Origin of the sequence: Streptomyces sp. NBC_00096 (genome assembly GCF_045041305.1) — a bacterium.
Taxonomy (GTDB): domain Bacteria; phylum Actinomycetota; class Actinomycetes; order Streptomycetales; family Streptomycetaceae; genus Streptomyces.
On record NZ_CP108221.1, the window covers coordinates 3,728,236 to 3,753,449 of the forward strand.

The window sequence follows — 25,214 nt, forward strand, 5'->3', positions numbered from 1 at the left end:
CGACTGACTGCTCATGGGTCTCACCAGTAATACGGTCCTGGCGCTGGCCATCATCGCCGGTGTGCTGCTCTTCGCGGCCACGGTGTGGTTCTGGCCGAAGCTTTCGGGCCGCTCCTGGCGCTCGGTCCTCGGCCGGATCGGCCTCCTCCTGGCGACGCAGCTGGCGCTGTTCTCGGCGGTGGGTCTCGCGGCGAACAAGTCGTTCCTCTTCTACGGGTCCTGGGCCGACCTCTTCGGCCAGGAGACCTCGATCGGCAAGGTCGTCGACCACGGGATGAGCAGCGAGGACATCAAGGTCGTCGACAAGCAGAAGCTGGACGTGCCCGGCGGCGCCAAGCCGCAGGTCGGCGGGCAGATCCTGAAAGTCGCCATAACCGGCCAGAAGTCGAAGATAACGAGCCCGGGCTACGTGTGGCTGCCGCCGGAGTACTTCCAGCCGCAGCACAAGAACCAGAACTTCCCGGCCTCCATCGTCCTCACGGGCTACCCGGGCACCGCCGAGAACCTGATCAAAGGGCTGAACTACCCGATGACGGCCTTCAAGCAGGCCAAGACGGGCAGGATGAAGCCGATGATCCTGGTCATGCTCCGTCCCACGATCTCCGGCAACCGCGACACCGAGTGCGTGGACATACCCGATGGCCCGCAGACCGAGACCTTCTTCGCCCAGGACCTCCCGCAGGCGATCCAGAACACCTTCCGGGTCGGCAAGAAGCCGGAGAACATGGGCTTCATCGGCAACTCCACGGGCGGCTACTGCGCCCTGAAGATCGCCGCGCACTACCCGCAGACCTTCGGCGCCGCCGCCGGCCTGTCCGCGTACTACGAGGCCGCGGACGACCCGACGACCGGTGACCTCTTCCACGGGGACGAGAAGCTGAAGGCGCGCGCGAACGTGCTGGAGTCCATCAAGGCGAAGAAGCCGGCCGGTACGTCCTTCCTCGTCACCAGCAGCGAGAAGGGCGAGCCGAACCTCGGCGGCACGAAGAAGTTCATCAAGCTGGTCAAGGGCCCGGACCGGGTCTCCTCGATCATCCTCGACAGCGGCGGCCACAACTTCAACACCTGGCGCCGCGAGATCCCGCCGATGCTGGAGTGGATGAGCAAGCGCATCCAGGCGTAGCAGCCGGTCAGGGCGCCTGCGCCCGGCAGCCGGTCAGGCCTCCTGCAGCTGGGCCCGGCGCAGTGCCCGGTGCACCCCCTCCGGGGTGAGTACGCCGATCAGTGCGCCGGAGTCCGGGTCCGTGACCCCGATCCGGCCGGAGTCCTCCTGCAGCAGCAGCGCGAGCGCCTCGCGCAGACTCGCCCCCAGTGCCACCGCGGCGCTGGGGGCCTTTCCGTCCACGGCCGCCAGGTCGGCCGGTGCCACCGCGGTGACCGCGAGCCGCTTCAGGCCCCGGTCGGCGCCGACGAAGCCGGCCACGTACTCCGTCGCGGGGGCGCCCAGCACCTCCGCCGGGCGGGCGAACTGCTCGATGGTGCCCGCTCCGTACACCGCGATGCGGTCCCCGAGCCGGATCGCCTCCTCCAGGTCGTGGGTGACCAGCAGGATCGTCTTGCGGACCGTCTTCTGCAGCGTGAGGAACTCGTTCTGCAGCCGCTCGCGGACCACCGGGTCCACCGCGCCGAACGGCTCGTCCATCAGGAGGACCGGCGGATCCGCCGCGAGCGCGCGGGCCACACCGACGCGCTGGCGCTGCCCGCCGGACAGCTGCTCGGGGTAGCGGCCCCCGTAGACGGCCGGGTCCAGCCCGACCAGCTCGAGGAGCTCGGCGGCCCGCGCGCGGGCCTTGGCCTTCGGGGTGCCGATGAGCTGGGGCACGGTGGCCGTGTTCTCCAGCACCGTCTTGTGCGGGAACAGCCCGACCTGCTGGATGACGTAGCCGATGCGGCGGCGCAGCTCGACCGGGTCGGCGGCGGCGATGTCCTCGCCGCCCAGCAGGATCCGGCCGGACGTCGGCTCGATGAGGCGGTTGACCATCTTCATGGTGGTCGTCTTGCCGCAGCCGGACGGGCCCACCAGGGTGACCAGTTCGCCCTCCGCGACCTCGAAGGACAGGTCCGCGACGGCCGTGGTCCCGTCGGGGTAGCGCTTGGTCACTTGCTCGAATCGGATCACACCGCCATCCTTCCCTACCCGCGCGGCCGGTTTGTGAAGGGCGTGTTGCCCCAGTGCGAAGGATTCCGGCCATTGTCCGCGGTGGGGGTTATGGTCGCTCCTACGTGCGTGTGGTGACTGGGGGTGAGGACGGATGGCCGGGCAGAGCTGCCTGGTGGCGAACGACTGGATCTGCTGGGACTACGTCACGTCCCGTTCCCAGGAGCTGACCGACGCCACCGTCGAACACGTCTGGATCACGGCGGTGTCGGTGCTGATCGGCGTCGCCGTGGCCGTCCCGCTCGCGCTGCTGGCCCGCCGCGGGCGCCGCTGGGCGGCCCCCGTCCTCGGCATCACCACCCTGCTCTACACGGTCCCCTCGCTCGCCATGTTCTCGCTCCTGCTGCCGGTCTTCGGGCTCTCGGCGGCGCTGGTGGTGACCGGACTGGTGCTGTACTCGCTGACCATCCTCGTGCGCAACGTCCTGGCCGGCCTCGAAGCCGTTCCCGAGGAGGTGCGGGAAGCCGCGCGCGGGATGGGGTACGGCCCGGGCTGGCTGCTGTGGCAGGTCGAGCTGCCGCTGGCGCTGCCCGCCCTGCTGGCCGGCGTACGGATCGCCACCGTCTCGACGGTCGCGCTGACCACGGTGGGCTCCATCGTCGGCAAGGGCGGACTCGGGAACCTCATCGCACCGGCCGTGAACAGCTCCTTCAAGGCCCAGGTGCTCACCGCCTCGGTCCTTTGCGTCCTGCTGGCCCTGGTCGCGGACCTGGCCCTGCTCGGGCTCCAGCGGCTGCTGACGCCCTGGACCCGCGCGGCCGGCGCCGCCGAGGGGGCCTGATGGGAGTCCTGGGACAGGCGTGGGACTGGCTGGCCGACGGCGCCAACTGGTCCGGGGAGAGCGGGGTCTGGCACCGGCTCGGCGAGCACGTGTACGTCAGCGGGATCGCCCTCGCACTGGCCTGCGCGGTGGCCCTCCCGGTCGGGCTGTGGCTCGGCCACCTCGGCAAGGGCGGCGGCCTCGCCGTCAACGTCTCCAACATCGGCCGGGCCGTGCCGGTCTTCGCGGTGCTGGCGCTGTTCATGGTCTCCCCGCTGCGCAACGCCGGGTACCTGCCCACCATCGCCGCGCTCGTGCTCTTCGCCGTCCCGCCGCTCCTGACCAATGCCTACGTCGGCATGCGCGAGGTCGACCGCTCGGTGGTCGAGGCGGCGCGGGGCATGGGCATGTCCGGCGGCCAGCTCTTCTGGCGGGTGGAACTGCCGCTCGCGCGCGGTCTGGTGATGACGGGGCTGCGCTCGGGCGCCGTCCAGGTCATCGCCACCGCCACCATCGCGGCCATGGTCGGCCAGGGCGGCCTCGGCCGGATCATCACCGCCGGCTTCAACACGTACAACACCCCGCAGGTCGTCGCGGGCGCCCTGCTGGTCGCCGCGCTGGCCCTGCTGGTGGAGGGCGCGCTGGTGGCGGCCGACCGGCTGCTGCCGGGTGCGGCATCGCGCTGAGCGGAGCCCGTCGCGTCACCTCCCCCCTGCATCCCGCCCCTCGAAGGAGATTGAGATGAGCAAGTCCACGCGCGTCCTCGGCGCGGCCCTCGGGGCCGTCGCCCTGACCGCTTCGCTCGCCGCGTGCGGCGGCGACAGCCTGGAGAAGACCAAGGACGGCGGTTCCTCGGCCTCCGCTCCGGCCGAGGGCGGCAAGGGCGGCAAGCTGGTCATCGGCGCCGCCGGCTTCACCGAGTCCAACGTGCTGGCCGAGCTGTACGCGCAGGTCCTCAAGGACGCCGGGTACTCCGCCTCCGTCACCACGGTCAGCAACCGCGAGCTGTACGAGCCCTCGCTGGAGAAGGGCGAGATCGACGTCGTCCCGGAGTACGCGGCGACCCTCGCGGAGTTCCTCAACGCCAAGGTGAACGGCTCGAAGGCGCCGGCGGAGAAGCCGGTCGCGTCCAGCGACGTGACGGCGACCGTGGCGGCCCTGGAGAAGCTGGCGGGCCCGCTGGGGCTCAAGGCGCTGCCGGCGGGTTCGGCGGTCGACCAGAACGCCTTCGCGGTGAGCAAGGAATTCGCCGCGAAGAACAATCTCAAGACCCTTTCCGATCTGGGCAAGTCGGGTCTGAAGGTGAAGATCGCCGCGGGTGACGAATGCGCGGTGCGGCCCTTCTGCGCGCCCGGATTGCAGAAGACATACGGAATCGATGTTTCCGGTATTGACCCGAAGGGCGTCGGAACCCCGCAGGCCAAGCAGGCGGTGAAGGACGGCGCCGACCAGCTGGTCCTGACCACCACCACGGACGCCACCCTCGACAGCTACGGCCTGGTCCTGCTGGAGGACGACAAGAAGCTCCAGAACGCCGACAACGTGCTCCCGGTGGTCAACGCCAAGGATGCCGGCGCCCCCGAGATCGCGGCGGCCCTGGACAAGATCACCAAGGCGCTCACGACGGCCGACCTGGTCGAGCTGAACCGCAAGGTCGACGCCGAGCGCGCCAAGCCGGCGGATGTCGCGAAGGCCTATCTGGAGTCCAAGGGCCTGCTGAAGAAGTAGGAGTTGCGCCTTTCGTGCGGCACGTGGGGTAACTGCTCGGAAACAGATTCCCGGGCGGCTACCCCACACCCTGTCAACGCCCTGTAAATTTCGGGCCATGCCCCGTGGACGCCACCGCAATCCCGAACCCCTTCACCGGCTGCTCACGCCGACGACCGTCGCCGGTGTGTCCGTCGCCGGTGCCGGCGCCGCCTGGCTGCTCGCGGAACCGATGGCGCTGCGCCTGCTCGTGGCCGTCACGGCCGCCGCCGGGGTCGTCGGCGCCGTCGTCATGCGCTCCTGGGACCGGGCGGCCGGCCGCCGGGTCACCGAGCTCGGGCGCGAGCGGGTCAAGGACGAATGGCGTACCGACGAGCGGATAGCCGAGCTCGAATCCGACCTCGAAGAGGCCCGGGTGCTGCGCGGCAAGCTCGATGCCAAGCTGCGGGCCAAGCGGGTGGAGCTCGCCGGGCTGCGCGGCGAACACGCCTCGCTGCTGCGGCGGTACGCCACCGCCGAGACCGAGCGGGCGAGCGCCCTGGAGCGGCGCCGGCTGCTGGCCATCGAGGCGGCCCTGCCCGCCGCCCCGGGCCCGAAGGAACTTCCCGCCGTCTCCGAGGAGCGCACCACGGCCGGTGCGGCCACCACGGTCGGCTTCGCCCGCGCCAACGCGGCACTGGCGGCCCTCGCGGGCAAGGCGGACGCACCCCGCACGGCGAAGCCGGCGGCACTGGCGGCTCCCGCGGCTCCGGCGGCGCTGGCGGCGGCTCCCGCGGCTCCGAGGCTCGGGTCCGCGGAGACCCCGGAGCCTCCGAAGCCGCCCAAGTCCACGAAGGCTGCCCCGGTCGCCGGGGCGGGTCCGGCGGCTCCGGCGGCTCCCTCCGCGCTGGAGGCGCACTCCCGGCCCGCGCTCGCCGGCCCGGCGCCCGTCGGCCCCGCGGCCGCCGTTCCCGCGCGCCGCCTCGCGGCCACGGTGGCCCCGTACGCCGCCCAGCGGCGGCCGGCCTCGCGCGTCGAGGGCGGCTTCGACTTCTTCGGCACGAAGACCGCGGCGCAGGCCCGCGCGGTCATCGAGTCCGTCCAGAACGAGGACCTGGCCGACGTGGTCGGCGCGGAGGTCCTCGCGGTCCACAAGGCGGAGTCCGCCCAGAGCGGCGCGGAGCCGGAGTTCAAGGCACCCACCGCCGAACAGCGCGCCGTGGGCCAGGTCATCGACCTGACGGCCCACGACGAGACCGAGCCGATCGACGTGGGCCGGCTGCGCAGCGCGATCTCCTAGCGGACCGGGCCGGGGACGGCGGGCTTCCCGCCGAACGGTCCTTCCATAGCCTGTGCACAAGGTGCCGGAACACCCCGGCAGCGCCGCCGCACGCGGCAGGGGTCCGGGGTCGGGGCCGGGCCCGGTGGGGTTCCGGGGTCGGGGTGCGGCCCGGTGGGGTTCAGAACAGCGGGAGTTGGCCCGGGTGGGGGGCCAGGGCGAAGCCGTCCAGGGTCGGGGCGCAGGCGCCGAGCATCACGCGGGCACGGGAGCCGGGACAGGAGACGAGGTCCCCGCGGCCCCGCCCCGAGGGCGGGTCGTGGCGGGCGATCCGCCCGGCGGTGACGGCGCAGTCGCGCCCACAGGAGGGGCAGGCCCGGCGGGGTGAGTGGGACATCCCCCAAGTCTGCCCTGCCCCAAGGACATCGGCACTCCAGCCCCTCGGTCCCCCGGGGCCCCGCGCCTCAGGCCTCCCGCGTCGCCAGCCAGGCCTCGTGGGCTTCGGTCACCCGGGTCCACAGGGTCGTGCGGTCCGTCGGGGTCAGGTCGTCGAGGTTGCGGGCGAAGAGGGAGGTCAGGGTGGCGTAGAACTCCTCCGGGGTCTCCAGGACCCGTTCCGTGTTTCCCTTCGCCGGGTCGATCCGGCTCAGCACCCGCCCCCGCAGCACGTCGATGCCGTCCGCGTCGCGCCGCAGGGCCGCGAAGGCCCGTACGAAACCGGAGTCCTCGGAGGTCGACAGGCGGATGTGCTCGGCCTCGAAGTCGGCCGTCGAGGCGGGCTCCGAGCGGAAGCTCACGATCGGGGCGGAGCTGCCCGGGTGGCGGTAGATCCAGCCCGGCCGGTCCGGCCGGTGTTCCCCGTTCCGCCGGGCCGGTCGTTCCAGGGAGTAGGTGAAGGCGCCCTGCCGGTACGAGCCCTCGCGCAGCGGCAGCGGCTCGTACGGGCCGTCGCCGAGACCGGCGTCCACGAAGTACTCCGAGGACCCGATCCGGACCGTGAGCGCCAGGTGGTTGCCGCCCGCGCCCTCCGCGGCGGCTTCGGTCTCGGACTCCTTGTACACGCCGCCGACATGGCGGGTGACCTCGTAGCCGAGGTGGTCCAGGAGCGCGGCGAAGGCCCCGTTGAGGTGGAAGCAGTACCCCCCGCGGCCGGCGGCGAAGCGGCGCGCCGACAGCTCCGGGTCGATGCCCGGCGCACGGCCGAGCTGGATGTCGAGGTTCTCGTACGGAACCCGCTCCAGATGGGCCCGCTGCAGGGCGAACAGCCCCTCGGCGGACGGGACGCCGGGTTCGGCGATGCCGAGCCGCCGCAGATACGCCGCGTAGGTGCCGGAGGTGCCGGAGGTGCCCGAGGCGCCAGAGGTGGCAGAGGTCATGCGGGCAGCCTAATCCGCGGGCACCGTCACTTGTCGATGTCGCCGACCACGAAGAACAGCGACCCGAGGATCGAGACCATGTCGGCGACCAGCTGGCCGGGCAGCAGCACCGCCAGGGCCTGGATGTTGTTGTACGAGGCCGAGCGCAGCTTGAGCCGGTAGGGGGTCTTCTCGCCCTTGGAGACCAGGTAGTAGCCGTTGATCCCCAGCGGGTTCTCGGTCCACGCGTACGTCTCGCCCTCGGGCGCCTTCAGCACCTTCGGCAGCCGCTGGTTGATCGGGCCGGGCGCCAGCTCCGCCATCCGGTCCAGGCAGGCCACCGCCAGGTCCAGGGCGTTGTGGGTCTGCTCCAGCAGGACCTCGAAGCGGGCCAGGCAGTCGCCCTCGGTGCGGGTGACCACCTTCAGGACGTCCTGGAGCTCGCCGTAGGCGAGGTACGGCTCGTCGCGGCGCAGGTCGAAGTCGACGCCGGAGGCCCGGGCGATCGGGCCGGAGACCCCGTACGCGTGGACGGCCTCGGCGGACAGGACGCCGACGCCGCGCGTGCGGCCGCGGAAGATCTCGTTGCCGCGGACCAGGTCGTCGTAGACGTTCATCCGGGTGCGGACGTCGGCGATGGCCTCGCGGGCGCGGCCGAGCCAGCCGGCCGGGAGGTCCTCCTTGAGGCCGCCGACCCGGTTGAACATGTAGTGCATCCGGCCGCCGGAGATCTCCTCCATGACGGCCTGGAGCTCCTCGCGCTCGCGGAACGCGTGGAAGATCGGGGTGATGCCGCCCAGTTCGAGGGGGTACGAGCCGAGGAACATCAGGTGGTTCAGCACCCGGTTCAGCTCGGCGAGCAGCGTGCGCATCCACACGGCCCGCTCGGGGACCTCCATGCCGAGCATCCGCTCGACGGCCATGACGACGCCCAGCTCGTTGGAGAACGCGGACAGCCAGTCGTGGCGGTTCGCGAGCATCACGATCTGGCGGTAGTCGCGGGCCTCGAAGAGCTTCTCGGCGCCTCGGTGCATGTAGCCGACCACCGGCTCGGCGCTGACGATGCGCTCGCCGTCCAGGACGAGCCGCAGGCGCAGCACGCCGTGCGTGGAAGGGTGCTGGGGGCCGATGTTGAGCACCATGTCGGTGCTCTCCGCCGCGCCGCCGATGCCGACCGTGGTCTCCGTCATGCGGGCATTCTCGCAGCCCTACTGTGGGGGTATGGAAACGGGGACAGAGGGTGAGACGGTTCCACCCGAGTGGGTGGGGCTGCCGGGCGGGCTGCTGACTCTTCGCAGATTGCTGCTGGTGCTGTGGATGACCCTGCTCGCGGGGGTGACCGCCGTCGTACTGGGGCTGGCGGTCGGGCCGGCGTGGGCGGCCGTGGGGGCGTTCTGGCTCGCGGTGCTCGCCTGGGGCTGGGTGCTGCTCGGACGGAACTGGCGCTCCTGGCGCTACGCCGAGCGCGCCGACGACCTGCTGATCAGCCGGGGCGTGATGTGGCGGGCGCAGACCGTGGTCCCGTACGGCCGGATGCAGCTGGTGGAGGTGGCCTCGGGGCCGCTGGAGCGCCGCTTCGGGCTGGCCTCCGTACAGCTGCACACGGCCGCGGCGGCGACGGACGCCAAGATCCCCGGGCTGGCGCCCGAGGAGGCGGAGCGGCTGCGCGACCGGCTGACCGAGCTCGGCGAGGCAAGGTCGGCGGGTCTGTGAGCGCCGCCGAGCCCACGAGGCAGGAGGCAGCGGAGCCCGGCCTCGCACCGGAGCCCGGCTCAGCACCGGAGCCCGGCTCAGCACCGGAGCCCGGCTCCACACCGGCCCCCGCCTCCACACCGGCCCCCGCCTCCGCACCGGCCCCCGCCTCCGCACCGGCCCCCGGCTCCGCACCGGCCCCCGGCTCCGCACCGGCCCCCGGTTCCGAGCGGCGCCTGCACTTCCTGACGCCGCTGCGCCGCGCCTGGGTGCCGATCGCCGCGACCATCGGCATCGTCGCCCAGCAGGGCGAGAACGTCTCGGAGTGGGTCACGGCGGTCTCCGTCGCCCTGCGCGTCCTGGCACTGGCCGCGCTGGTCCTCGTCTTCGGCGTGTACGGCTTCCTCAGCTGGTGGTTCACGCACTACGCCGTCACCGACACCGAACTGCGCATCCGCAGCGGGCTCCTCTTCCGCCGCACCGCCCACATCCGCCTGGACCGCATCCAGGCGGTCGACGTCACCCGCCCCCTGCTGGCCCGCTTCGCCGGAGTCGCCAAGCTCCGCCTGGACGTGATCGGCACCGAGGAGAAGGACGAGCTGGCCTTCCTCGGGGAGAAGGACGCCGTCGCGCTGCGCGCCGAACTGCTGGCCCGCGCGGCCGGCTTCGCCCCGGCCGAGGCCCTCGTCCTGGGTGAGGCTCCCGAGCGGGAGCTGCTGCGGGTGACCCCGCGGGACCTGGCGGTGTCGATGCTGCTCACCCTCTCCACCCCGGCGGCCGTGGTCGGCGGGCTCGCCGCGCCGGTGGCCGTGTGGTGGCTCAGCGCCAACCCGTGGGCGGCCGCCGTGGCCCTGCTGCCGATGCTGGGCGCGGTCTGGAAGGGCACCGCGGGCCGCTACCTCACCGAGTACGACTGGACGGTCGCCGAGTCCCCGGACGGGCTGCGCCTGGACCACGGACTGCTCGACCGGGCCCACGAGACGGTGCCGCCGGGGCGCGTGCAGACCGTACGGATCGTCGAGCCGCTGCTGTGGCGCCGGCGCGGCTGGGTCCGCGTGGAGCTCGCGGTGGCCGGCTCGAAGAACGACGTGCTGGTCCCGGTGGCCACCCGGGCCGCCGCCCACGCCGTCGTCGCCCGGGTGCTGCCCGGCGTCGACCTCGCGGGCCTCGTCTTCGCGCCGTCGCCCGGAACCGGATCCCGCTGGGTGGTGCCGGTGTGGTGGAAGGGGTACGGCCTGGCCGTCTCCGAGGACGTGTTCGCGGCGCGCCGCGGCCGCCTGTGCCGGCGTACGGAGATCGTGCCGCACGCCAAGGTGCAGAGCGTGCGCCGCTCCCAGGGGCCGTGGGAGCGGGCCCGCGCAGTGGCCGACGTCCACGTGGACACCGGCGCGAACGGGACGGTCACGGCCCGCCTGCGCGGGTCGGCCGAGGCCGACGCGCTGCTCCACGCCCAGGCGGCCCGCTCCCGCACCTCCCGGGCCACGGCCCGCCCGGACCGCTGGATGACCTGAACGGCCTGAACGGCCTGAACGGCCCGAGCGGTCCGAGCGGCCTGAACGGCCCGAGCCGCCCGGGCCACCCGAGCGGCCCGGACCACCCGGCGGGCTCAGCCCGTCGGGACCTGGATGGTGGCGCGGCCCGTCAGGGCCCGGTGGTCGGAGCAGTACACCCGGCTCACCGGCAGGACGATCTGGTTGTCCGGACCGACGGCCTTGCAGTCGGCCGGGATGTTCTGCGCCTGCGCCGAGTAGGCACCCGCAGGGAGTTTGCCGCGGGCGATGATCAGGTCGATCTTGGGGTGCGGCCCGCAGGCCGGCTGCCCGGCGGCCTCGCGCGGGGGCAGCGCCGTCCACGTGCCGTAGCCCGGGCAGTGGGCGGCGTTGTTGTCGTCGAGCTCGGTGTGCCTCTTCATGAGGGGCTTCAGCCGCACGTACTGCTTGAGGTCGGGCTGGGCGTTGAAGTCGCCCGCCACCAGGTACGCCTGCTTCGCCTTGGCGAACGAGTCGAGGATCCGGGCTACCTCGGCCAGCTGCTGCGAGTTGACCTTCCGCTGGGAGCCGCCGCGGGGGGCGGGCAGGGCGCGGTTCGAGCCGGTGATGTGGACCGTGCAGAACTTCATCCGGGGCTGGTCCGCCGGCGGCGCGCACAGCATCTTGCGGTCCTCGACGCCCCGGCCCGCGGCCGACAGCCTGGCCTTCTCGCCCTTGGTGTAGTCCTTGGGCAGCAGGTACTCCTCGGACGTACCGAGCTCATGGCTGCTGAGCAGCGCGTTCCCGAAACCGCCGCTCCGGCAGATGCCGGTGCCGGGGTCCCGGGTCACGGCGAACCGCGCATGGGCATCGGGCACCGTCCACCCCGAGACCTCGGCGAGCCCGTCGCGGATGGCCTCGTACTGGTCCTGGCAGATCTCGTTGAAGGAGATGAAGTCGGGCTGCGCCGCCGTGATCGAGGCGATGGCGTCCTGGACGAGACCGGTGTCGGTCCGCCCGCGGTGGATGGCGCTGCCGGCCACGTTCCAGTGGAACACCGAGTAGGTCTGCGCCACGGTGATCCCCGGGTCCGGGTCCGGGCCCGGATCCACGTAGGAGTCCGCGTCCGCGTCCGGGGCGGCGGACTGGCAGCCCGCCGTGAACAGGATCGCCAGGGCCAGCGCGGCCGCCCCCAGCACTGCGGCGAGCGTCGAGCGCCCGCGCCGGGCCCGGGCGGCCCGGGGTATGGATCCCTCGGCGGTGGAGGGCAGTTCTGCGGTGCGCACGGTCTACTGGGCCCCGCCGCCCGCGCGGACCAGCCCGGTCTCGTACGCCAGGACCACGACCTGCACCCGGTCGCGCAGGTTCAGCTTGGTCAGGATGCGGCCGACGTGGGTTTTGACCGTGGCCTCCGACAGGACCAGGCGGGCGGCGATCTCGCCGTTCGACAGGCCCTGGGCGACCAGCATCATGACCTCGCGCTCGCGCTCCGTCAGCCGCTCGACGTCCTTGTTGCGCGGTTCGGCGGAGGTGGACGGGAGCATCGGCGCGAAGCGGTCCAGCAGCCGGCGCGTGGTGGACGGGGCGACCACCGCGTCGCCGCTGTGCACCGAGCGGATGGCGGCGAGCAGTTCGCCCGGGGGGACGTCCTTGAGCATGAACCCGCTCGCGCCCGCCTTCAGCCCCGAGAAGGCGTACTCGTCCAGGTCGAAGGTGGTCAGGATGATGACCTTGGGGTGCTCGTCGGGCTCACAGATGCGGCGCGTCGCCTCCACCCCGTCGAGCCGGGGCATGCGGACGTCCATCAGCACCACGTCCACCTTCGTGGCACGCAGCACCTCCAGCGCCTCCAGGCCGTCGCCGGCCTCGGCGACGACCTCCATGTCGGGTTGCGCGGCGAGGACCATCCGGAAGCCGGTGCGCAGCAGCACCTGGTCGTCGACCAGCATCACGCGGATGGAGGGGCCGGTGGGGAAGGACATCGATCACCTTTTCTTGAGCGGGAGCAGGGCACTGATCCGGAAGCCGCCTCCGGGCCGGGGACCCGCGTCCAGGGTCCCTCCGACCATACCGATGCGTTCGCGCATGCCGATCAGCCCGTGGCCGGCGCCGTCCGCGCCGCCGTCCTCGTACAGTTCGTGGGCCGCGCCCCGGCCGTTGTCCTCGACCAGCAGGCCGAGTCCGTCGTCGAAGTACACCAGGCGCACGCTGGCGCTGGCGTCCGGGCCGCCGTGCTTGCGCGTGTTCGTCAGCGCCTCCTGCACGATCCGGTACGCCGTCAGCTCCACGCCGCTGGGCAGTTTCCGCGGGGCGCCCTCGACCTCGAAGTCCACCGCGAGTCCGGCCGCGCGGACCTGCTCGACCAGTACCTCGATCTGTTCCACGTCGGGCTGCGGCACGTAGTCCTCGGACTCCTGCGGCTCGCCGGTGCGCAGGACGCCCAGCAGCCGGCGCATCTCCGCGAGCGCCAGGCGCCCGGTGCCGGAGATGGTCTGCAGGGCCTCCTTGGCCTGCTCGGGGGCCACGTCCATGACGTAGGCGGCGCCGTCGGCCTGGACCACCATCACCGAGACGTTGTGCGCGACGACGTCGTGCAGCTCGCGGGCGATGCGGGCGCGCTCGGCGGCCACGGCGACCTTGGCCTGGGCCGCGCGCTCCTGCTCCAGGCGCTGGTTGCGCTCGACGAGCTGGGCGTAGTAGGCGCGGCGGGTGCGCAGGGAATCGCCCGTCACCCAGGCGAGGGCGAAGGGGACCATCATGAACAGGACGAACATGATGCTCTCGGGGCCGGACGCCCCCTTGTCCACGCCGACGCGCACGAAGTACAGCGGGGAAGCGAGCAGGCCCCAGCCGAGGGCGGTGCGCGAGAGCCAGCGCGGCACGTCGGCGGCGGCGATCGTGAAGAGCACGACGAGCATGGCGAAGTCGTGGACGTCCGCGATGCCGCCGATGGCCAGCTGGTAGAGGCCGGTGACGACGGTCAGCCAGAACATCGGCACGGTCCACTTGCGGCGCAGCGCGACCGCACTGCTCAGGGCCACCACAGCGGGCGTGGCGAGCAGCGCCTCGCCGGTGGTCTGGTGCGTCGAGGCCACGGATGCCATCGAGAACCCGAAGAGGAGGACGGCCCAGAAGCTGTCGACGCCGGTCGGGTGTCTGCGGAGGAAGTCGTAGAGGCGCTGCACGTAACCCAGAGTAGGGAAGCCGGATAGGTGCTGGAGTCAACCAGAGGGGCGATCCACATGGCGAGGGAGTACTACCGGAGGTGGAGGCGACCATAACCTTTCTGCAGTGAGCACTCAGGGTGAAGGCACGGCGCAGATGGGGCCGGTCCGCTGGCGGACGGCGATGGAGCGGGCGCTGTACGGGCCCGACGGCTTCTACGTACGCCCCGGCGGGCCGGGTCCCGCGGGGCATTTCCGCACGTCCGTGCATGCCTCGCCGCTCTACGCGGGGGCCGTGGCCCGGCTGCTCCTGTGGGTGGACGAGGAGCTCGGCCGTCCGGACGAGCTGGACCTGGTCGACGTGGGGGCCGGGCGGGGGGAGCTGCTGACCGGGGTGCTGGCGGCGCTGCCCGCGGAGACGGCCGCGCGCGTGCGGCCGTACGCGGTGGAGCGCGCGGGGCGGCCCGGCGGGCTGGACGAGCGGATCCGGTGGGTGAGCGAGCCGCCCGGGGGCGCCAGGGGGCTGCTCTTCGCCAACGAGTGGCTCGACAACGTACCGCTGGACCTCGCCGAGGACGGACGTTACGTGGTGGTCGCGCGGGACGGTACGGAGAGCGAGGGCGGCCCCGTGGAGGGGCGGGACCGGGCCTGGCTGGAGCGGTGGTGGCCGGGCCCGGGCCGCGCCGAGATCGGGCGGGCGCGTGACGAGGCCTGGTCGGCGGCCGTCGCGACCGTGGAGCGGGGGCTCGCGGTGGCGGTGGACTACGCCCACACCCGGGACACCCGCCCGCCGTTCGGAACGCTCACCGGATTCCGGGCCGGGCGGGAGGTCGCGCCCGTCCCGGACGGCGGCTGCGACGTCACGGCGCACGTGGCGCTCGACGCGTGCGCGGGGCCGGGCGCGGTGCTGCTGACCCAGCGGGCGGCGCTGGCCGCGCTCGGAGTCACCGGGGCCCGGCCCCCGCTCGCGCTGGCCTCCGCGGACCCGGCGGCGTACGTCCGGGCCCTGTCCCTGGCCGGGGAGGCCGCGGAACTCACCGCCCGGGGCGGCCTCGGCGACTTCGGCTGGCTGGTGGAGCCGGTCGGCGTCCGCCGCTGGCCGGCGTAGCCGCCGGGGCTGGAAAATCCAGCCCCGGCGGCGATTGAGGCGCGGGTCCGGGCGGCGCCCGGGGAACGGGGGAAGGGCGGGTAGGGGACGGCCCCGCGCAGCGGCCGCCCCTGCCCGCCCCTCCGGGGCCCGGTCCGGATTACTCCGTCACGTCGTGGTCGTGGCCCTCGCGCAGGCCGCCACCACCCGCACCGCCGGTGCTCGGCTTCGAGACCACCGGGACCGAGAGCGGCGCCAGGTCATACGCGTAGTGCCCCACCGCGTTCGCGATGACGTCGACGTTGATGTCGAGCGCCTTCTGGTCGATGTTCGCGATGGTGTCGCCCTTGCCGTGGTAGTTCACGTCGTACGCGACCCCGGCCTGGCCACCGAACTTCGCCGCCTGCGCCGCCGTCTTGATGCCCTCGGCGCCCGTGTCCGTACCGCCGGAGGGGATCCCGGCCGCGATGAACGGGCCGTAGTCCGAGCGACCGGTGAAGTCCGAGCCCTCGTGCGGGATGCCGCGGCCGTCGAGGAAGTCGGTGATGCCCTTCTCCAGCTGCGCCGAGCCTTCCGGGCCGGGGCCCGAGCCGACCTTGTCGGAGTCGTCACCGTCGTAGACGAAGTACGCGGCGTTCGGCGAGGCGATCATGTCGAAGTTCAAGTACAGCTTGATCTGCTTCTTCTGCGCGTCCGTCAGCCCGTCGACGTACGCCTCGGAGCCGAGCAGGCCGAACTCCTCCGCCGACCACCAGGCGAACTTGACCTTGTTCTTGATCTTCGACTGGCTGCTCGCGAGCCGCTGGGCGACCTGGAGGATGCCGGCCGAGCCGGAGCCGTTGTCGTTGATGCCCGGGCCCGCCTTGACGGAGTCCAGGTGCGCCCCGAGGAACACGGTGTTGTTCTCGTCGCCGCCACGGGTCTCCGCGATGACGTTGTACGTCTTGCGGTTCTCCCGGAACTCGCGGATGTCCAGGGTGAGCGAGACCGGACCGGCCGCGGCCTCGGCGGCGAGCTTCTCGCCCTCCTCCTGGGAGACGCCGCCGGTCGGGACCTTGCCCGCGTCCGCCGAGCCGAGGGTGCCGTTCAGGGCGCCCGCCGTGTTGTTGTAGATGACCGCGCCGACCGCACCGGCCGCCGCCGCGTTCGACTGCTTGATCGCGAAGGTGCAGCCGCCGCGCTTGACCAGCGCGATCTTCCCGGTGAAGGCGCCCGCGGCGAAGTCGCCGGGCTCGCAGCCGTTCGTACCGTCCGCGTCGACCGGGGCGACGGCCAGCTGGGCCGTCACGCCGTTCGCCGGGCCGCTGGCGGTGTACGTCATCAGCTTGACCGGGACGTCGCGGCCCGCCGCGCCGTTGACCTTCAGGGTCTCCGCGATCGTCTCGACGTACACGAAGTCGAACTCGTTCTTGGTGACCTTGTACCCGGCCGCGCGCATGACGGCTTCGACGTACTTGGCCGACTGCACGTGGCCCTTGGAACCCGCCACGCGGGTGCCGTCGTTGTAGTCGGCGAGGGCCTGGAAGACCTTGAGGTGGTTGTTCGCGCCCTTGCCGGTGGCTTCCTTGACCAGTTTGGCGGCCAGCGCGTCACCCCGGGCGGCGTCGCTCTGCGGGCTGCCGGTGGCTCCGGCCGGTCCGGCGAGCAGCAGCGGGGAGACGAGGGCCGCGGCCGCCAGGGCGGCGGTGGCTGCGGCTATACGGCGTGAGGGCATGAAAGTCCTTCCACGGCAGGTGCAGGTCAGGTGCGGTGCGTTACGTGGGGGGAGCGGTGGACGCACGGTAGGCACCAAGGGGCGGCCATGGCCAGAGTTTTGCTGATTTCGGTTTGTGAAATCCGTATATCGGTGAGTCCGAGCCGTCGAGAACCGGCCAATGCCCGTTCTCCGGGCTAGCGGAGAATGCCCTCGACGAAGTCGGATCCGATACGGGCGACGGCCGTGAGGTCCAACTGGTGCTGCACGTAGCGTCCTTGCCGGCGGGTCTGGAGCAGCCCGGCCTTCTTCAGCACCGCCAGGTGGCGGGAGACCTCGGGCGCGGTGATCCCGTGCGCGGCCGCCAATTCGCCGGTCGTGTACGGGGCGCGCGCCAGATTGCGGCACAGCATCATCCGCATCGGGTGGGCCAGGGCTTCCATGCGCCGCCGCAGCAGTTCCACCGACCCCGGGGAAGAGGCCAGTTCGGGAGAGCCGAGCGGATAGTGGATGACCGGACGCCAGCCCGGTGCGTGCAGCACCAGCAGGTGGGGCCAGCCGAAGTTCGTGGGGACGAACAGCAGCCCGTCGCCTATTCGGGCATCGGTGGCGGTCGTGGAACCGTGGACCATCTTGTCCACCGTGACCGTGGTCAGACCCTCGTCGACGCTCAGTGCCGAGGAGACGTCCTTGAGGACGGCCGGCAGCCCCTTGCGCCGCAGCAGCTCCGTCTTGTGGCGGGCGTCCGCGCTCTGACGGGGTTCGACCCGGCGCCAGGTCTCCGCGAAGAAGGCCTCGTCGCAGTCCTCCAGGAGCCGGCGCAGCCAGACCCGGACGCCCGCGGTGTCGTCCAGCACCCGCACGGCGAACGCCAGCTGCGCGGGGCCGCGCGCGGAGGCCGTCTCCAGGGCCCTGGCCCGGGCGAGCGGATCCGAGAGCGGCGACGGCCCGGCGCCGTCGTCGTACAGCGCCAGCCGGCAGTGTTCCAGGGCGGCCGTCACGAACCGCTCGTCGTCCAGCCGGTCCAGTACGTCGAGCTCGGCGGCCAGCGTCGCGGCGGGCCGGCCGGAGCCGCCGGGGATCCCGGCCCAGGCCATGAAGATGTCGGCGAAGGAGCTGCGCCACATGAAATCGCCCTCCAGTAGCCGGTCCGCGAGGTCGGGTTCGAGCGCGGCGGCGGTGGTGGAGGTCCAGGAGGCGAGCCCGGGGTGGTGGCCGGGCTGGGAGAGCGCGTGCAACGCCATGCAGAGCTCTGCGAGGGGGGACGGCGCGAAGCCGATCCGCTCCGCGGGGAGCCCGGTGATGTCGATGGTGACGCTCATCGGATCATTCTGCCGGTGCGCTGGCCGCGCGGTTGACGGGACGCGTCGCCCTTCGCCCGTCCGGCCCCGCCCCGGGCCCGAACGGCCCCCCGAACACCCGCTGCGCGGGGCATGGCTCCCCTACCCTCCCTTCCCCCGGACGCCGCCCGGATTCCGCGCCTCAATCGCCGGCGGGGCTGAAAAGATCGCCTCAAACGCCGGCGGGGCTGGATTTAGCAGCCCCCGGCGATCACCTGCGGTCTGGGGCCAGCCAAAATCCAGCTTGTTCGGGCGGTCACGTGTGGGCTGGGGTCAGCCGAAAACCAGCCCCTCCGGCGTTTGAGGAGCGGGGTCTGGGGCGGAGCCCCAGAGGAGCCGCGCGGCGGCGGTCCTGTGGCGGGTCCGCCCCGCGGCTAGAGCCGGGCCACGAAGGCTGCGGTCGCTTCGGTCACGTCCGCGTCCGTCCAGGACAGGGCCGGTCCGGTGACCTCGACCTCCGTCATGGACAGGCCCGGCGGCCCGTCGGGAGCCCACCGGCGGAAGAGCATCGTGCCCGTCTCCTCCGCCAGCCGGACCCCCGCCTCGGTGAGGCGGTCCGCGTCGTAGGGGAGCCACACCTGGAACTGGTGCGTGTGCGGGACCTCCGGGTTGACCCGGAACCAGGGCACCCCGGGAGCCGCGGCGAGCGCCGAGGACAGCGCGGCCGCCACCGCCCGCGCCTTGGCCACGTAGGACGGAAGCCTCGGCAGCTCCCGTTCCAGCCCGGCCAGGGCGGAGAGCGCGGCCGGGAACTGGCGGAAGATCTGACCCCCGTAGCGGTGGCGCCAGACCCTGGCCTCCTCCACGAGCGAGGCGGATCCGGCGAGGGCCGCCCCGCTCAGGCCGCCGAGCGACTTGTAGAAGGAGACGTACACCGAGTCCGCCAGCGCCGTGATCTCCGGGAGGGTCCGGCCGAAGTGCACCGTGGACTCCCACAGCCGGGCGCCGTCGAAGTGGACCACCGCGTCCCGTTCCCGGGCGGTGTCCACCAGGGCCGACAGCTCCTCCCACGTCGGCAGCAGGAAGCCCGCGTCGCGCAGCGGGAGCTCCAGCATCAGCGTCCCGAACGGCTCCGGCAGCCCGGCGACCTCCGAGGCGGCCGGCTGACGCGGTTCACCCGTCGGGTGGACCGTCCGCAGCCCCGAGACCACGGACAGCGCACCGCCCTCCCACCGCTCCGGATGGCTCATCGGATGCAGGGCGACCACCGGGTTACCGGTCCGTCCGGCCCAGCAGCGCAGGGCGATCTGCTGGGCCATGGTCCCCGTCGGGAAGAAGGCCGCGTCCTCGGTCCCGAGCAGCTCCGCGACCCGCCGCTCCAGCCGCTCCACGACGCCGTTGCCGTAGACGTCGCCCGGCTCGTCGGGGTCCGGGGCCAGTCCGCCCAGGTCCGCCAGCAGTTCGCCGACCGTCGCCTCCCGCAGACTGTGCGACAGCTTCCGCCCCGCCACCCGCCCGGCGGCCACCAACCGCTCGGCCACCGCCTCCGCGGCCCGCTCGTCCGCGGCCCGCTCCGCCACCGAGTCCGCCATTCGCGCGTCCGCGGCCCGCTCCGCCACCGAGTCCGCCACCCGCGCGCCCGCGGCCTGCTCCGCCCCCGCGCCGGCGATCGGCTCCGAGCCCGCGCTCCACTCCGTGTCCTCGTCCATGCCCCGATCATCGCCGACCGGCCCGCACGCCAGGAGCCGAGCGGCCGCGAACAGCGAATCCCGGCGCCGCACCGCCCCGTCCGGCCTGCCCCTGCACCGTGCGGTGCCGCGCTGTCCGGTCCGGCCCGGCCGTGCTCCGTGTGGCGGGTGCGCAGCTCCCTCCACCCCGTCCGGCCCCGTCCAAGGCACCGCACCGGGCGACCTGGAAACGCACCCCACCCCCCGGGACGGCTTAGCATGGCGGCGTATCGTCCGGTACCCCCCGCGGACTGGAACGGAAGGCCTTACCCGCGTGAACACAGTCCCTCAGGCGGAGCGCCCCGCCAGGCTCGCCGTCGGTGTAGTCGGAGCCGGCCGGGTCGGTCCCGCGCTGGCCCGTGCCCTGCAGCAGACCGGGCACCGCCCCGTCGCGGTGTCGGGCGTTTCCGACGCCTCGCGACGGCGCGCCGCGCGGATGCTGCCCGACGTCCCCGTCGTACCGCCCGCGCAGGTCCTCGAAGTCGCCGACCTGGTCCTGCTCACCGTCCCCGACGACGCGCTGCCCTCGCTGGTGGAGGGCCTCGCCGAGACCGGCGCGGTCCGCCCCGGACAGCTCCTCGTCCACACCTCCGGGCGGTACGGGGTCTCCGTGCTGGACCCGGCGCGCCGCGCGGGCGCCCTCCCGCTGGCCCTGCACCCCGCGATGACCTTCACCGGCACCGAGGTCGACGTGCAGCGCCTCGCGGGCTGCTCCTTCGGGGTGACCGCCCCCGACGAGCTGCGGCTCGCCGCCGAAGCCCTGGTCATCGAGATGGGCGGGGAGCCCGAGTGGATCGCGGAGGCGAACCGCCCGCTTTACCACGCGGCCCTCGCCCTCGGCGCGAACCACCTGGTCACCCTGGTCGCCCAGTCGATGGAACTGCTGGCCAAGGCCGGGGTCGAGCACCCGAACCGGATGCTCGGCCCGCTGCTCGGCGCGGCCCTCGACAACGCCCTGCGCTCCGGGGACGCCGCCCTGACCGGCCCCGTGGCCCGCGGCGACGCCGGAACCGTCGCCGCGCACGTCTCGGAGCTGCGCAAGCACGCCCCGGGCACGGTCGCCGGGTACCTCGCGATGGCCCGTACGACCGCCGACCGGGCCCTGGCGCACGGTCTGCTCAAGCCCGAGCTCGCCGAGGACCTCCTCGGCGTCCTCGCCGACAGCGCCGACCGGTCCGACCGGTCCGGCGGAGCCAACGGCTCCGGCCCCACCGGCCCCACCGGCCCCGACGGATCCGCAGGTGGTGACCGGTGATCCTGCTCGACACCGCCCGCGAACTGCACGGCCTCGCCCGCACCGGCGGCCCCGCCGCCCGCCGCGCCGTCGTCATGACCATGGGGGCCCTCCACGAGGGTCACGTCACCCTGGTCCGCACCGCCCGCGCGCAGGTCGGCCCCACCGGCCAGGTCGTGGTCACGGTCTTCGTCAACCCCCTCCAGTTCGGGGCGAACGAGGACCTCGACCGCTACCCCCGCACCCTCGACGCCGACCTGGCCCTGGCCGAAGCCGCCGGCGCCGACGCCGTGTTCGCCCCGGCCGTCGACGAGGTGTACCCCGGCGGCGACCCCCAGGTCCGCGTCAGTGCCGGACCGATGGGCGGACGCCTCGAAGGCGCCACCCGCCCCGGGCACTTCGACGGCGTGCTGACCGTCGTCGCCAAACTGCTCCACCTCACCCGCCCCGACCTGGCCTTCTTCGGCCAGAAGGACGCGCAGCAACTGGCGCTGATCCGGCGGATGGTGACCGACCTGAACTTCCCCGTGGAGGTGGTCGGCGTACCGACCGTCCGCGAGGAGGACGGGCTCGCGCTGTCCTCCCGCAACCGCTACCTCTCCGCCAAGGAGCGGCACACCGCCCTCGCCCTCTCCCGCGCCCTGTTCGCCGGCCGCGACCGGCTCGCCGCGCAGTCCGCGCTGCGCGCCCGCGCCGAGGCACAGGCCCCGCCGGCCGGCGACGAGCGGGCCTCCGGCCTGGCCCGGCTCGGCGAGATCCGCGCCTCCGCCGACGCCCACGCCGTCGCGGCGGCGGGCGCCGGGCTGCCGGACGCCGTACGGGCCGCCGCGCGGCACGTCCTCCAGGAGGCGGGCCGCCACGAGCCGCCCCTCGTACTGGACTACCTGGCGCTGGTGGACCCACAGGACTTCACCGAGGCCGGCCCCGGCTTCACCGGTCACGCCGTACTGGCCGTCGCCGCGAAGGTGGGCGCGACCAGGCTGATCGACAACATCCCATTGGAGTTCGGAGCACACGCGTGAGCACCCCAGGCAGAGGTCCCGCAACGGCGGGCACCAGCACCGGCATACGGCTGCACGCCCAGGCCCCCGGCTGGTCCGTCGACGCCGACGTCGTGGTCGTCGGCTCCGGCGTCGCCGGCCTGACCGCCGCGCTGCGCTGCGCGGCCGCGGGCCGCCGTACCGTCGTGGTCACCAAGGCCCGGCTCGACGACGGCTCCACCCGCTGGGCCCAGGGCGGCATCGCCGCCGCCCTCGGCGACGGGGACACCCCCGAGCAGCACCTCGAGGACACCCTCGTCGCGGGCGCGGGCCTGTGCGACGAGACCGCCGTCCGACTCCTGGTCACCGAGGGCCCGGGCGCCGTGCGCCGGCTCATCGCGGAGGGCGCCGTCTTCGACACCTCCGCCGAGACCGGCGAGATCGAACTGACCCGCGAGGGCGGCCACCACCGCCGCCGCATCGCGCACGCCGGCGGGGACGCCACCGGCGCCGAGATCTCCCGGGCGCTCGTCGAAGCCGTCCAGGCGGCCGGCATCGAGACCGTCGAGAACGCCCTCGTACTGGACCTCCTGCAGGACGCGCAGGGCCGTACCGCGGGCGTCACCCTGCACGTCATGGGCGAGGGCCAGCACGACGGGGTCGGCGCCGTCCACGCGCCCGCCGTGATCCTGGCGACCGGCGGCATGGGGCAGGTGTTCTCCGCGACGACCAACCCGTCGGTCTCCACGGGCGACGGCGTGGCCCTCGCGCTGCGCGCCGGAGCCGAGGTCTCCGACCTCGAGTTCGTCCAGTTCCACCCCACCGTGCTCTTCCTCGGCGCCGACGCCGAGGGCCAGCAGCCCCTGGTGTCGGAGGCCGTCCGCGGCGAGGGCGCGTACCTCGTCGACGCCGAAGGCGTGCGCTTCATGACCGGCCAGCACGAGCTCGCCGAGCTCGCCCCCCGCGACATCGTCGCCAAGGGCATCATGCGCCGCATGCAGGAGCAGGGCACCGAGCACATGTACCTGGACGCCCGGCACTTCGGCGCCGAGATGTGGGAGCAGCGCTTCCCGACCATCCTGGCCGCCTGCCGCTCGCACGGCATCGACCCGGTCACCGAGCCCATCCCCGTCGCCCCGGCCGCGCACTACGCCTCCGGCGGCGTACGGACCGACCTGCACGGCCGCACCACCGTCCCCGGGCTGTACGCCTGCGGCGAGGTCGCCTGCACCGGTGTGCACGGCGCGAACCGGCTGGCCTCCAACTCCCTTCTGGAGGGCCTGGTCTTCGCCGAGCGGATCGCCGACGAGATCATCGGGAACCCGCCCGCCGGCACCGGCCCCGGCATCCCCGTCCCGGCCACCGGCCCCCTCCAGCCCGCCGAGGCGCGCTACGAGATCCAGCGCATCATGACCGACGGCGCGGGCGTGCTCCGCTCCGCCGAGTCGCTGCGCAGGGCCGCCGCCGCGCTCGAAGCCCTGTACGCGACGGCGCTGACGGAGCTGGAGACCCAGGGCAAGACGGCCGTCCCCGGCACGGAGACCTGGGAGGCCACCAACCTGCTGTGCGTGGCCCGGGTGCTGGTCGCCGCCGCCCAGCGGCGCGCGGAGACCCGCGGCTGCCACTGGCGCGAGGACCACCCCGACCGGGACGACGCGCAGTGGCGCCGCCACCTCGTCGTCCGCCTGTCGGCGACCGAGCGGCGGGCCCTGGTCGTCACCCCCACCGACTCGGCGGACTTCCCGTCCGTACAGATCCCCCTGAGCACCGACAGCCTGGAGCGGTAACCGTGAGCACGCACGAGCACGACCACACCCCCCACGAGCACGAGGAGCTTCCGCTGCTCGACCAGAGCGAGGGCGGCGGCTGCGGCGACGACTGCGCCTGCGGCGAGGGCGAGGAGACCGGCCTCGACCCGGCACTCGCCCAGCTGCTCGTCGACGCGGGCCTGGACCCCATCGAGGTCGAGGACATCGCGCACATGGCGATCTCCGAGGACCTCGACGGCGGGGTCGACGTGACCACCGTCGCCACCGTCCCCGAGGACGCCGTCGCGACGGCCGACTTCACCGCGCGCGAGGCGGGCACGGTCGCCGGCCTGCGCGTCGCGGAGGCGGTCCTCTCCGTCGTCTGCACCGACACCTTCGAGGTCGAGCGGCACGTCGAGGACGGCGACCGCGTCGAGCCCGGCCAGGTGCTGCTGTCCGTACGGGCCCGCACCCGGGACCTGCTCACCGGCGAGCGCAGCGCGCTGAACCTGCTCTGCCTGATGTCGGGCATCGCCACGGCGACCCGCGCGTGGGCCGACGAGCTGGAGGGCACCAAGGCCAAGGTCCGCGACACCCGCAAGACCACGCCGGGCCTGCGCTGCCTGGAGAAGTACGCCGTGCGCTGCGGCGGCGGCGTCAACCACCGGATGTCGCTCTCCGACGCGGCGCTGGTCAAGGACAACCACGTGATCGCGGCGGGTGGCGTCCGCGAGGCCTTCAAGGCCGTGCGCGAGCAGTTCCCCGACCTCCCCATCGAGGTCGAGGTGGACACCCTCCAGCAGGTCCGCGAGGCCCTGGACGCGGGCGCGGACCTGATCCTGCTCGACAACTTCACGCCCATCGAGACCGCGGAGGCGGTGGCCCTGGTCCACGGCCGCGCGGTGCTGGAGTCCTCGGGCCGCCTCACCATGCACAACGCCCGCGCCTACGCCGAGACGGGCGTCGACTACCTCGCGGTCGGCGGGCTCACCCACTCCTCCCCGATCCTGGACATCGGCCTCGACCTCCGCGAAGCGGTGTAACCGATGCTCCTCACCATCGACGTGGGCAACTCCCATACGGTCCTGGGCCTGTTCGACGGTGACGAGATCGTCGAGCACTGGCGCGTCTCGACCGACCCGCGCCGCACGGCCGACGAGATGGCCGTGCTGATGCAGGGCCTGATGGGCATGCACCCGATGCTCGGCAACGAGCTGGGCGACGGCATCCACGGCATCGCGATCTGCTCGACGGTGCCGGCGGTCCTGCACGAGCTGCGCGAGGTGACCCGCCGCTACTACGGCGACGTCCCGGCGGTGATCGTGGAGCCCGGCACCAAGACGGGCGTCCCGATCCTCATGGACAACCCGAAGGAGGTCGGCGCCGACCGCATCGTCAACGCGGTCGCGGTGGTCGAGCTCTACGGCGGCCCGGCGATCGTGGTCGACCTCGGTACGGCCACCACCTTCGACGCCGTGTCCGCGAAGGGCGAGTACGTCGGCGGGGTGATCTCCCCGGGCATCGAGATCTCCATGGAGGCCCTCGGCGTGCGCGGCGCCCAGCTCCGCAAGATCGAGCTGGCCCGCCCGCGCAACGTCATCGGGAAGTCCACGGTCGAGGCGATGCAGTCGGGCGTGGTCTACGGATTCGCCGGCCAGGTCGACGGGATCGTGGCCCGGATGGCCAAGGAGCTGGCCGGCCCGGGCGGCTCCCCGGACGACGTCCGCGTCATCGCCACGGGCGGCCTGGCCCCCATCGTCCTCGGCGAGGCCGCGGCCATCGACGACCACGAGCCCTGGCTCACCCTGATCGGCCTGCGGCTGGTCTACGAGCGCAACGCGCCCAGCTTCGACTGACCGGGCCGCCCCGCAGGGGGCCCGCCGCCCGGCCCGACGGCCCCCG

At 73.2% G+C, this 25,214-nt stretch carries 23 protein-coding genes; 13 read left to right on the forward strand and 10 right to left on the reverse strand.

What is annotated here, in order from left to right:
- Window positions 1–13 precede the first annotated feature (13 nt).
- Complete coding sequence (locus OG904_RS16400) at window positions 14–1,123, forward strand: alpha/beta hydrolase (protein WP_405491583.1); 1,110 nt, start codon at window positions 14–16, stop codon at window positions 1,121–1,123.
- 33 nt (window positions 1,124–1,156) lie between these two features.
- Here the strand turns inward: OG904_RS16400 and OG904_RS16405 are convergent, their stop codons facing one another.
- Window positions 1,157–2,119: an ABC transporter ATP-binding protein gene (locus tag OG904_RS16405; protein WP_405491585.1), complete on the reverse strand. Its 963-nt coding sequence runs from the start codon at window positions 2,117–2,119 to the stop codon at window positions 1,157–1,159.
- 133 nt (window positions 2,120–2,252) lie between these two features.
- Between OG904_RS16405 and OG904_RS16410 the strand changes: the two genes are divergently transcribed.
- From OG904_RS16410 to OG904_RS16425, 4 genes are all read left to right on the forward strand, one after another.
- A complete protein-coding gene (locus tag OG904_RS16410) occupies window positions 2,253–2,939 on the forward strand; it encodes an ABC transporter permease (RefSeq protein WP_405491587.1) in 687 nt (228 codons plus the stop codon).
- Complete coding sequence (locus OG904_RS16415) at window positions 2,939–3,604, forward strand: ABC transporter permease (RefSeq protein ID WP_328300104.1); 666 nt, start codon at window positions 2,939–2,941, stop codon at window positions 3,602–3,604. Before OG904_RS16410 ends, OG904_RS16415 begins: the two co-directional genes overlap by 1 nt.
- 55 nt (window positions 3,605–3,659) lie before the next feature.
- Window positions 3,660–4,646 (forward strand): glycine betaine ABC transporter substrate-binding protein, encoded by a 987-nt coding sequence (locus tag OG904_RS16420; RefSeq protein WP_405491590.1) that lies wholly within the window; start codon window positions 3,660–3,662, stop codon window positions 4,644–4,646.
- 97 nt (window positions 4,647–4,743) lie between these two features.
- Window positions 4,744–5,904: a hypothetical protein gene (locus OG904_RS16425; RefSeq protein WP_405491592.1), complete on the forward strand. Its 1,161-nt coding sequence runs from the start codon at window positions 4,744–4,746 to the stop codon at window positions 5,902–5,904.
- Between the two features lie 160 nt (window positions 5,905–6,064).
- On the opposite strand, the gene OG904_RS16430 is transcribed toward OG904_RS16425, so the two are convergent.
- The 3 genes from OG904_RS16430 to OG904_RS16440 form a co-directional block, all read right to left on the reverse strand.
- The gene (locus tag OG904_RS16430; RefSeq protein WP_405491594.1) at window positions 6,065–6,280 is read right to left on the reverse strand and encodes a hypothetical protein; all 216 of its coding nucleotides are present in this window, start codon (window positions 6,278–6,280) and stop codon (window positions 6,065–6,067) included.
- Window positions 6,281–6,347: 67 nt separating this feature from the next.
- Window positions 6,348–7,259 (reverse strand): arylamine N-acetyltransferase, encoded by a 912-nt coding sequence (locus tag OG904_RS16435; protein WP_405491596.1) that lies wholly within the window; start codon window positions 7,257–7,259, stop codon window positions 6,348–6,350.
- A gap of 26 nt (window positions 7,260–7,285) precedes the next feature.
- The gene (locus OG904_RS16440) at window positions 7,286–8,428 is read right to left on the reverse strand and encodes an NADH-quinone oxidoreductase subunit D (RefSeq protein WP_405491598.1); all 1,143 of its coding nucleotides are present in this window, start codon (window positions 8,426–8,428) and stop codon (window positions 7,286–7,288) included.
- A 31-nt stretch (window positions 8,429–8,459) separates the two neighbouring features.
- On the opposite strand from OG904_RS16440, the gene OG904_RS16445 reads away from it, so the two are divergent.
- Window positions 8,460–8,951: a PH domain-containing protein gene (locus OG904_RS16445; RefSeq protein WP_405491600.1), complete on the forward strand. Its 492-nt coding sequence runs from the start codon at window positions 8,460–8,462 to the stop codon at window positions 8,949–8,951.
- Window positions 8,948–10,441 carry a PH domain-containing protein gene (locus OG904_RS16450; RefSeq protein WP_405491602.1) on the forward strand — a complete coding sequence of 498 codons (1,494 nt, stop codon included), beginning with the start codon at window positions 8,948–8,950 and terminating at the stop codon, window positions 10,439–10,441. Before OG904_RS16445 ends, OG904_RS16450 begins: the two co-directional genes overlap by 4 nt.
- A gap of 95 nt (window positions 10,442–10,536) precedes the next feature.
- On the opposite strand, the gene OG904_RS16455 is transcribed toward OG904_RS16450, so the two are convergent.
- The 3 genes from OG904_RS16455 to OG904_RS16465 are packed head-to-tail and all read right to left on the reverse strand — an operon-like array spanning window position 10,537 to window position 13,584.
- Window positions 10,537–11,685, reverse strand: coding sequence for an endonuclease/exonuclease/phosphatase family protein (locus OG904_RS16455; RefSeq protein WP_405491604.1), 1,149 nt, complete (start codon window positions 11,683–11,685; stop codon window positions 10,537–10,539).
- 3 nt (window positions 11,686–11,688) lie between these two features.
- Window positions 11,689–12,381, reverse strand: a complete 693-nt coding sequence (locus OG904_RS16460; RefSeq protein ID WP_405491606.1) for a response regulator — start codon at window positions 12,379–12,381, stop codon at window positions 11,689–11,691.
- A gap of 3 nt (window positions 12,382–12,384) precedes the next feature.
- Window positions 12,385–13,584, reverse strand: coding sequence for a sensor histidine kinase (locus OG904_RS16465; protein ID WP_405491608.1), 1,200 nt, complete (start codon window positions 13,582–13,584; stop codon window positions 12,385–12,387).
- A 136-nt stretch (window positions 13,585–13,720) separates the two neighbouring features.
- Here OG904_RS16465 and OG904_RS16470 point away from each other — a divergent pair, with 136 nt between their 5' ends.
- A complete protein-coding gene (locus OG904_RS16470; RefSeq protein WP_405498057.1) occupies window positions 13,721–14,671 on the forward strand; it encodes an SAM-dependent methyltransferase in 951 nt (316 codons plus the stop codon).
- A 139-nt stretch (window positions 14,672–14,810) separates the two neighbouring features.
- On the opposite strand, the gene OG904_RS16475 is transcribed toward OG904_RS16470, so the two are convergent.
- The 3 genes from OG904_RS16475 to OG904_RS16485 form a co-directional block, all read right to left on the reverse strand.
- Entirely contained in the window at window positions 14,811–16,364 is a 1,554-nt protein-coding gene (locus OG904_RS16475) for a M28 family metallopeptidase (protein WP_405491610.1), read from the reverse strand.
- A gap of 176 nt (window positions 16,365–16,540) precedes the next feature.
- Window positions 16,541–17,665 (reverse strand): DUF5937 family protein, encoded by a 1,125-nt coding sequence (locus OG904_RS16480; protein WP_405491612.1) that lies wholly within the window; start codon window positions 17,663–17,665, stop codon window positions 16,541–16,543.
- A 392-nt stretch (window positions 17,666–18,057) separates the two neighbouring features.
- The gene (locus tag OG904_RS16485; RefSeq protein ID WP_405498059.1) at window positions 18,058–19,215 is read right to left on the reverse strand and encodes a threonine aldolase family protein; all 1,158 of its coding nucleotides are present in this window, start codon (window positions 19,213–19,215) and stop codon (window positions 18,058–18,060) included.
- A 409-nt stretch (window positions 19,216–19,624) separates the two neighbouring features.
- Here OG904_RS16485 and OG904_RS16490 point away from each other — a divergent pair, with 409 nt between their 5' ends.
- From OG904_RS16490 to OG904_RS16510, 5 genes are read left to right on the forward strand one after another with little or no spacing between them, the layout of a single operon-like run.
- Entirely contained in the window at window positions 19,625–20,605 is a 981-nt protein-coding gene (locus OG904_RS16490) for a Rossmann-like and DUF2520 domain-containing protein (RefSeq protein ID WP_405491614.1), read from the forward strand.
- Complete coding sequence (gene panC / locus OG904_RS16495; RefSeq protein WP_405491616.1) at window positions 20,602–21,606, forward strand: pantoate--beta-alanine ligase; 1,005 nt, start codon at window positions 20,602–20,604, stop codon at window positions 21,604–21,606. The genes OG904_RS16490 and panC overlap by 4 nt, the downstream gene beginning before the upstream one ends.
- On the forward strand, window positions 21,603–23,351 hold the full coding sequence (locus tag OG904_RS16500) for an L-aspartate oxidase (protein WP_405491618.1): 1,749 nt from the start codon (window positions 21,603–21,605) through the stop codon (window positions 23,349–23,351). Before panC ends, OG904_RS16500 begins: the two co-directional genes overlap by 4 nt.
- A 53-nt stretch (window positions 23,352–23,404) precedes the next feature.
- The gene (nadC, locus tag OG904_RS16505; protein ID WP_328303973.1) at window positions 23,405–24,355 is read left to right on the forward strand and encodes a carboxylating nicotinate-nucleotide diphosphorylase; all 951 of its coding nucleotides are present in this window, start codon (window positions 23,405–23,407) and stop codon (window positions 24,353–24,355) included.
- 3 nt (window positions 24,356–24,358) lie between these two features.
- Window positions 24,359–25,168, forward strand: a complete 810-nt coding sequence (locus OG904_RS16510) for a type III pantothenate kinase (RefSeq protein WP_405491620.1) — start codon at window positions 24,359–24,361, stop codon at window positions 25,166–25,168.
- The last annotated feature ends 46 nt before the right edge of the window (window positions 25,169–25,214 follow it).

Excerpts from the sequence above, each read along its gene's own strand:
- OG904_RS16400 (WP_405491583.1), top strand. The coding sequence starts at position 14 with ATGGGTCTCACCAGTAATACGGTCCTGGCGCTGGCCATCATCGCCGGT.
- OG904_RS16410 (WP_405491587.1), top strand. The coding sequence starts at position 2,253 with ATGGCCGGGCAGAGCTGCCTGGTGGCGAACGACTGGATCTGCTGGGAC.
- OG904_RS16415 (WP_328300104.1), top strand. The coding sequence starts at position 2,939 with ATGGGAGTCCTGGGACAGGCGTGGGACTGGCTGGCCGACGGCGCCAAC.
- OG904_RS16420 (WP_405491590.1), top strand. The coding sequence starts at position 3,660 with ATGAGCAAGTCCACGCGCGTCCTCGGCGCGGCCCTCGGGGCCGTCGCC.
- OG904_RS16425 (WP_405491592.1), top strand. The coding sequence starts at position 4,744 with ATGCCCCGTGGACGCCACCGCAATCCCGAACCCCTTCACCGGCTGCTC.
- OG904_RS16430 (WP_405491594.1), bottom strand. The coding sequence starts at position 6,280 with ATGTCCCACTCACCCCGCCGGGCCTGCCCCTCCTGTGGGCGCGACTGC.
- OG904_RS16435 (WP_405491596.1), bottom strand. The coding sequence starts at position 7,259 with ATGACCTCTGCCACCTCTGGCGCCTCGGGCACCTCCGGCACCTCCGGC.
- OG904_RS16440 (WP_405491598.1), bottom strand. The coding sequence starts at position 8,428 with ATGACGGAGACCACGGTCGGCATCGGCGGCGCGGCGGAGAGCACCGAC.
- OG904_RS16445 (WP_405491600.1), top strand. The coding sequence starts at position 8,460 with ATGGAAACGGGGACAGAGGGTGAGACGGTTCCACCCGAGTGGGTGGGG.
- OG904_RS16460 (WP_405491606.1), bottom strand. The coding sequence starts at position 12,381 with ATGTCCTTCCCCACCGGCCCCTCCATCCGCGTGATGCTGGTCGACGAC.
- OG904_RS16470 (WP_405498057.1), top strand. The coding sequence starts at position 13,721 with ATGGGGCCGGTCCGCTGGCGGACGGCGATGGAGCGGGCGCTGTACGGG.
- OG904_RS16475 (WP_405491610.1), bottom strand. The coding sequence starts at position 16,364 with ATGCCCTCACGCCGTATAGCCGCAGCCACCGCCGCCCTGGCGGCCGCG.
- OG904_RS16480 (WP_405491612.1), bottom strand. The coding sequence starts at position 17,665 with ATGAGCGTCACCATCGACATCACCGGGCTCCCCGCGGAGCGGATCGGC.
- OG904_RS16485 (WP_405498059.1), bottom strand. The coding sequence starts at position 19,215 with ATGGCGGACTCGGTGGCGGAGCGGGCCGCGGACGAGCGGGCCGCGGAG.
- OG904_RS16510 (WP_405491620.1), top strand. The coding sequence starts at position 24,359 with ATGCTCCTCACCATCGACGTGGGCAACTCCCATACGGTCCTGGGCCTG.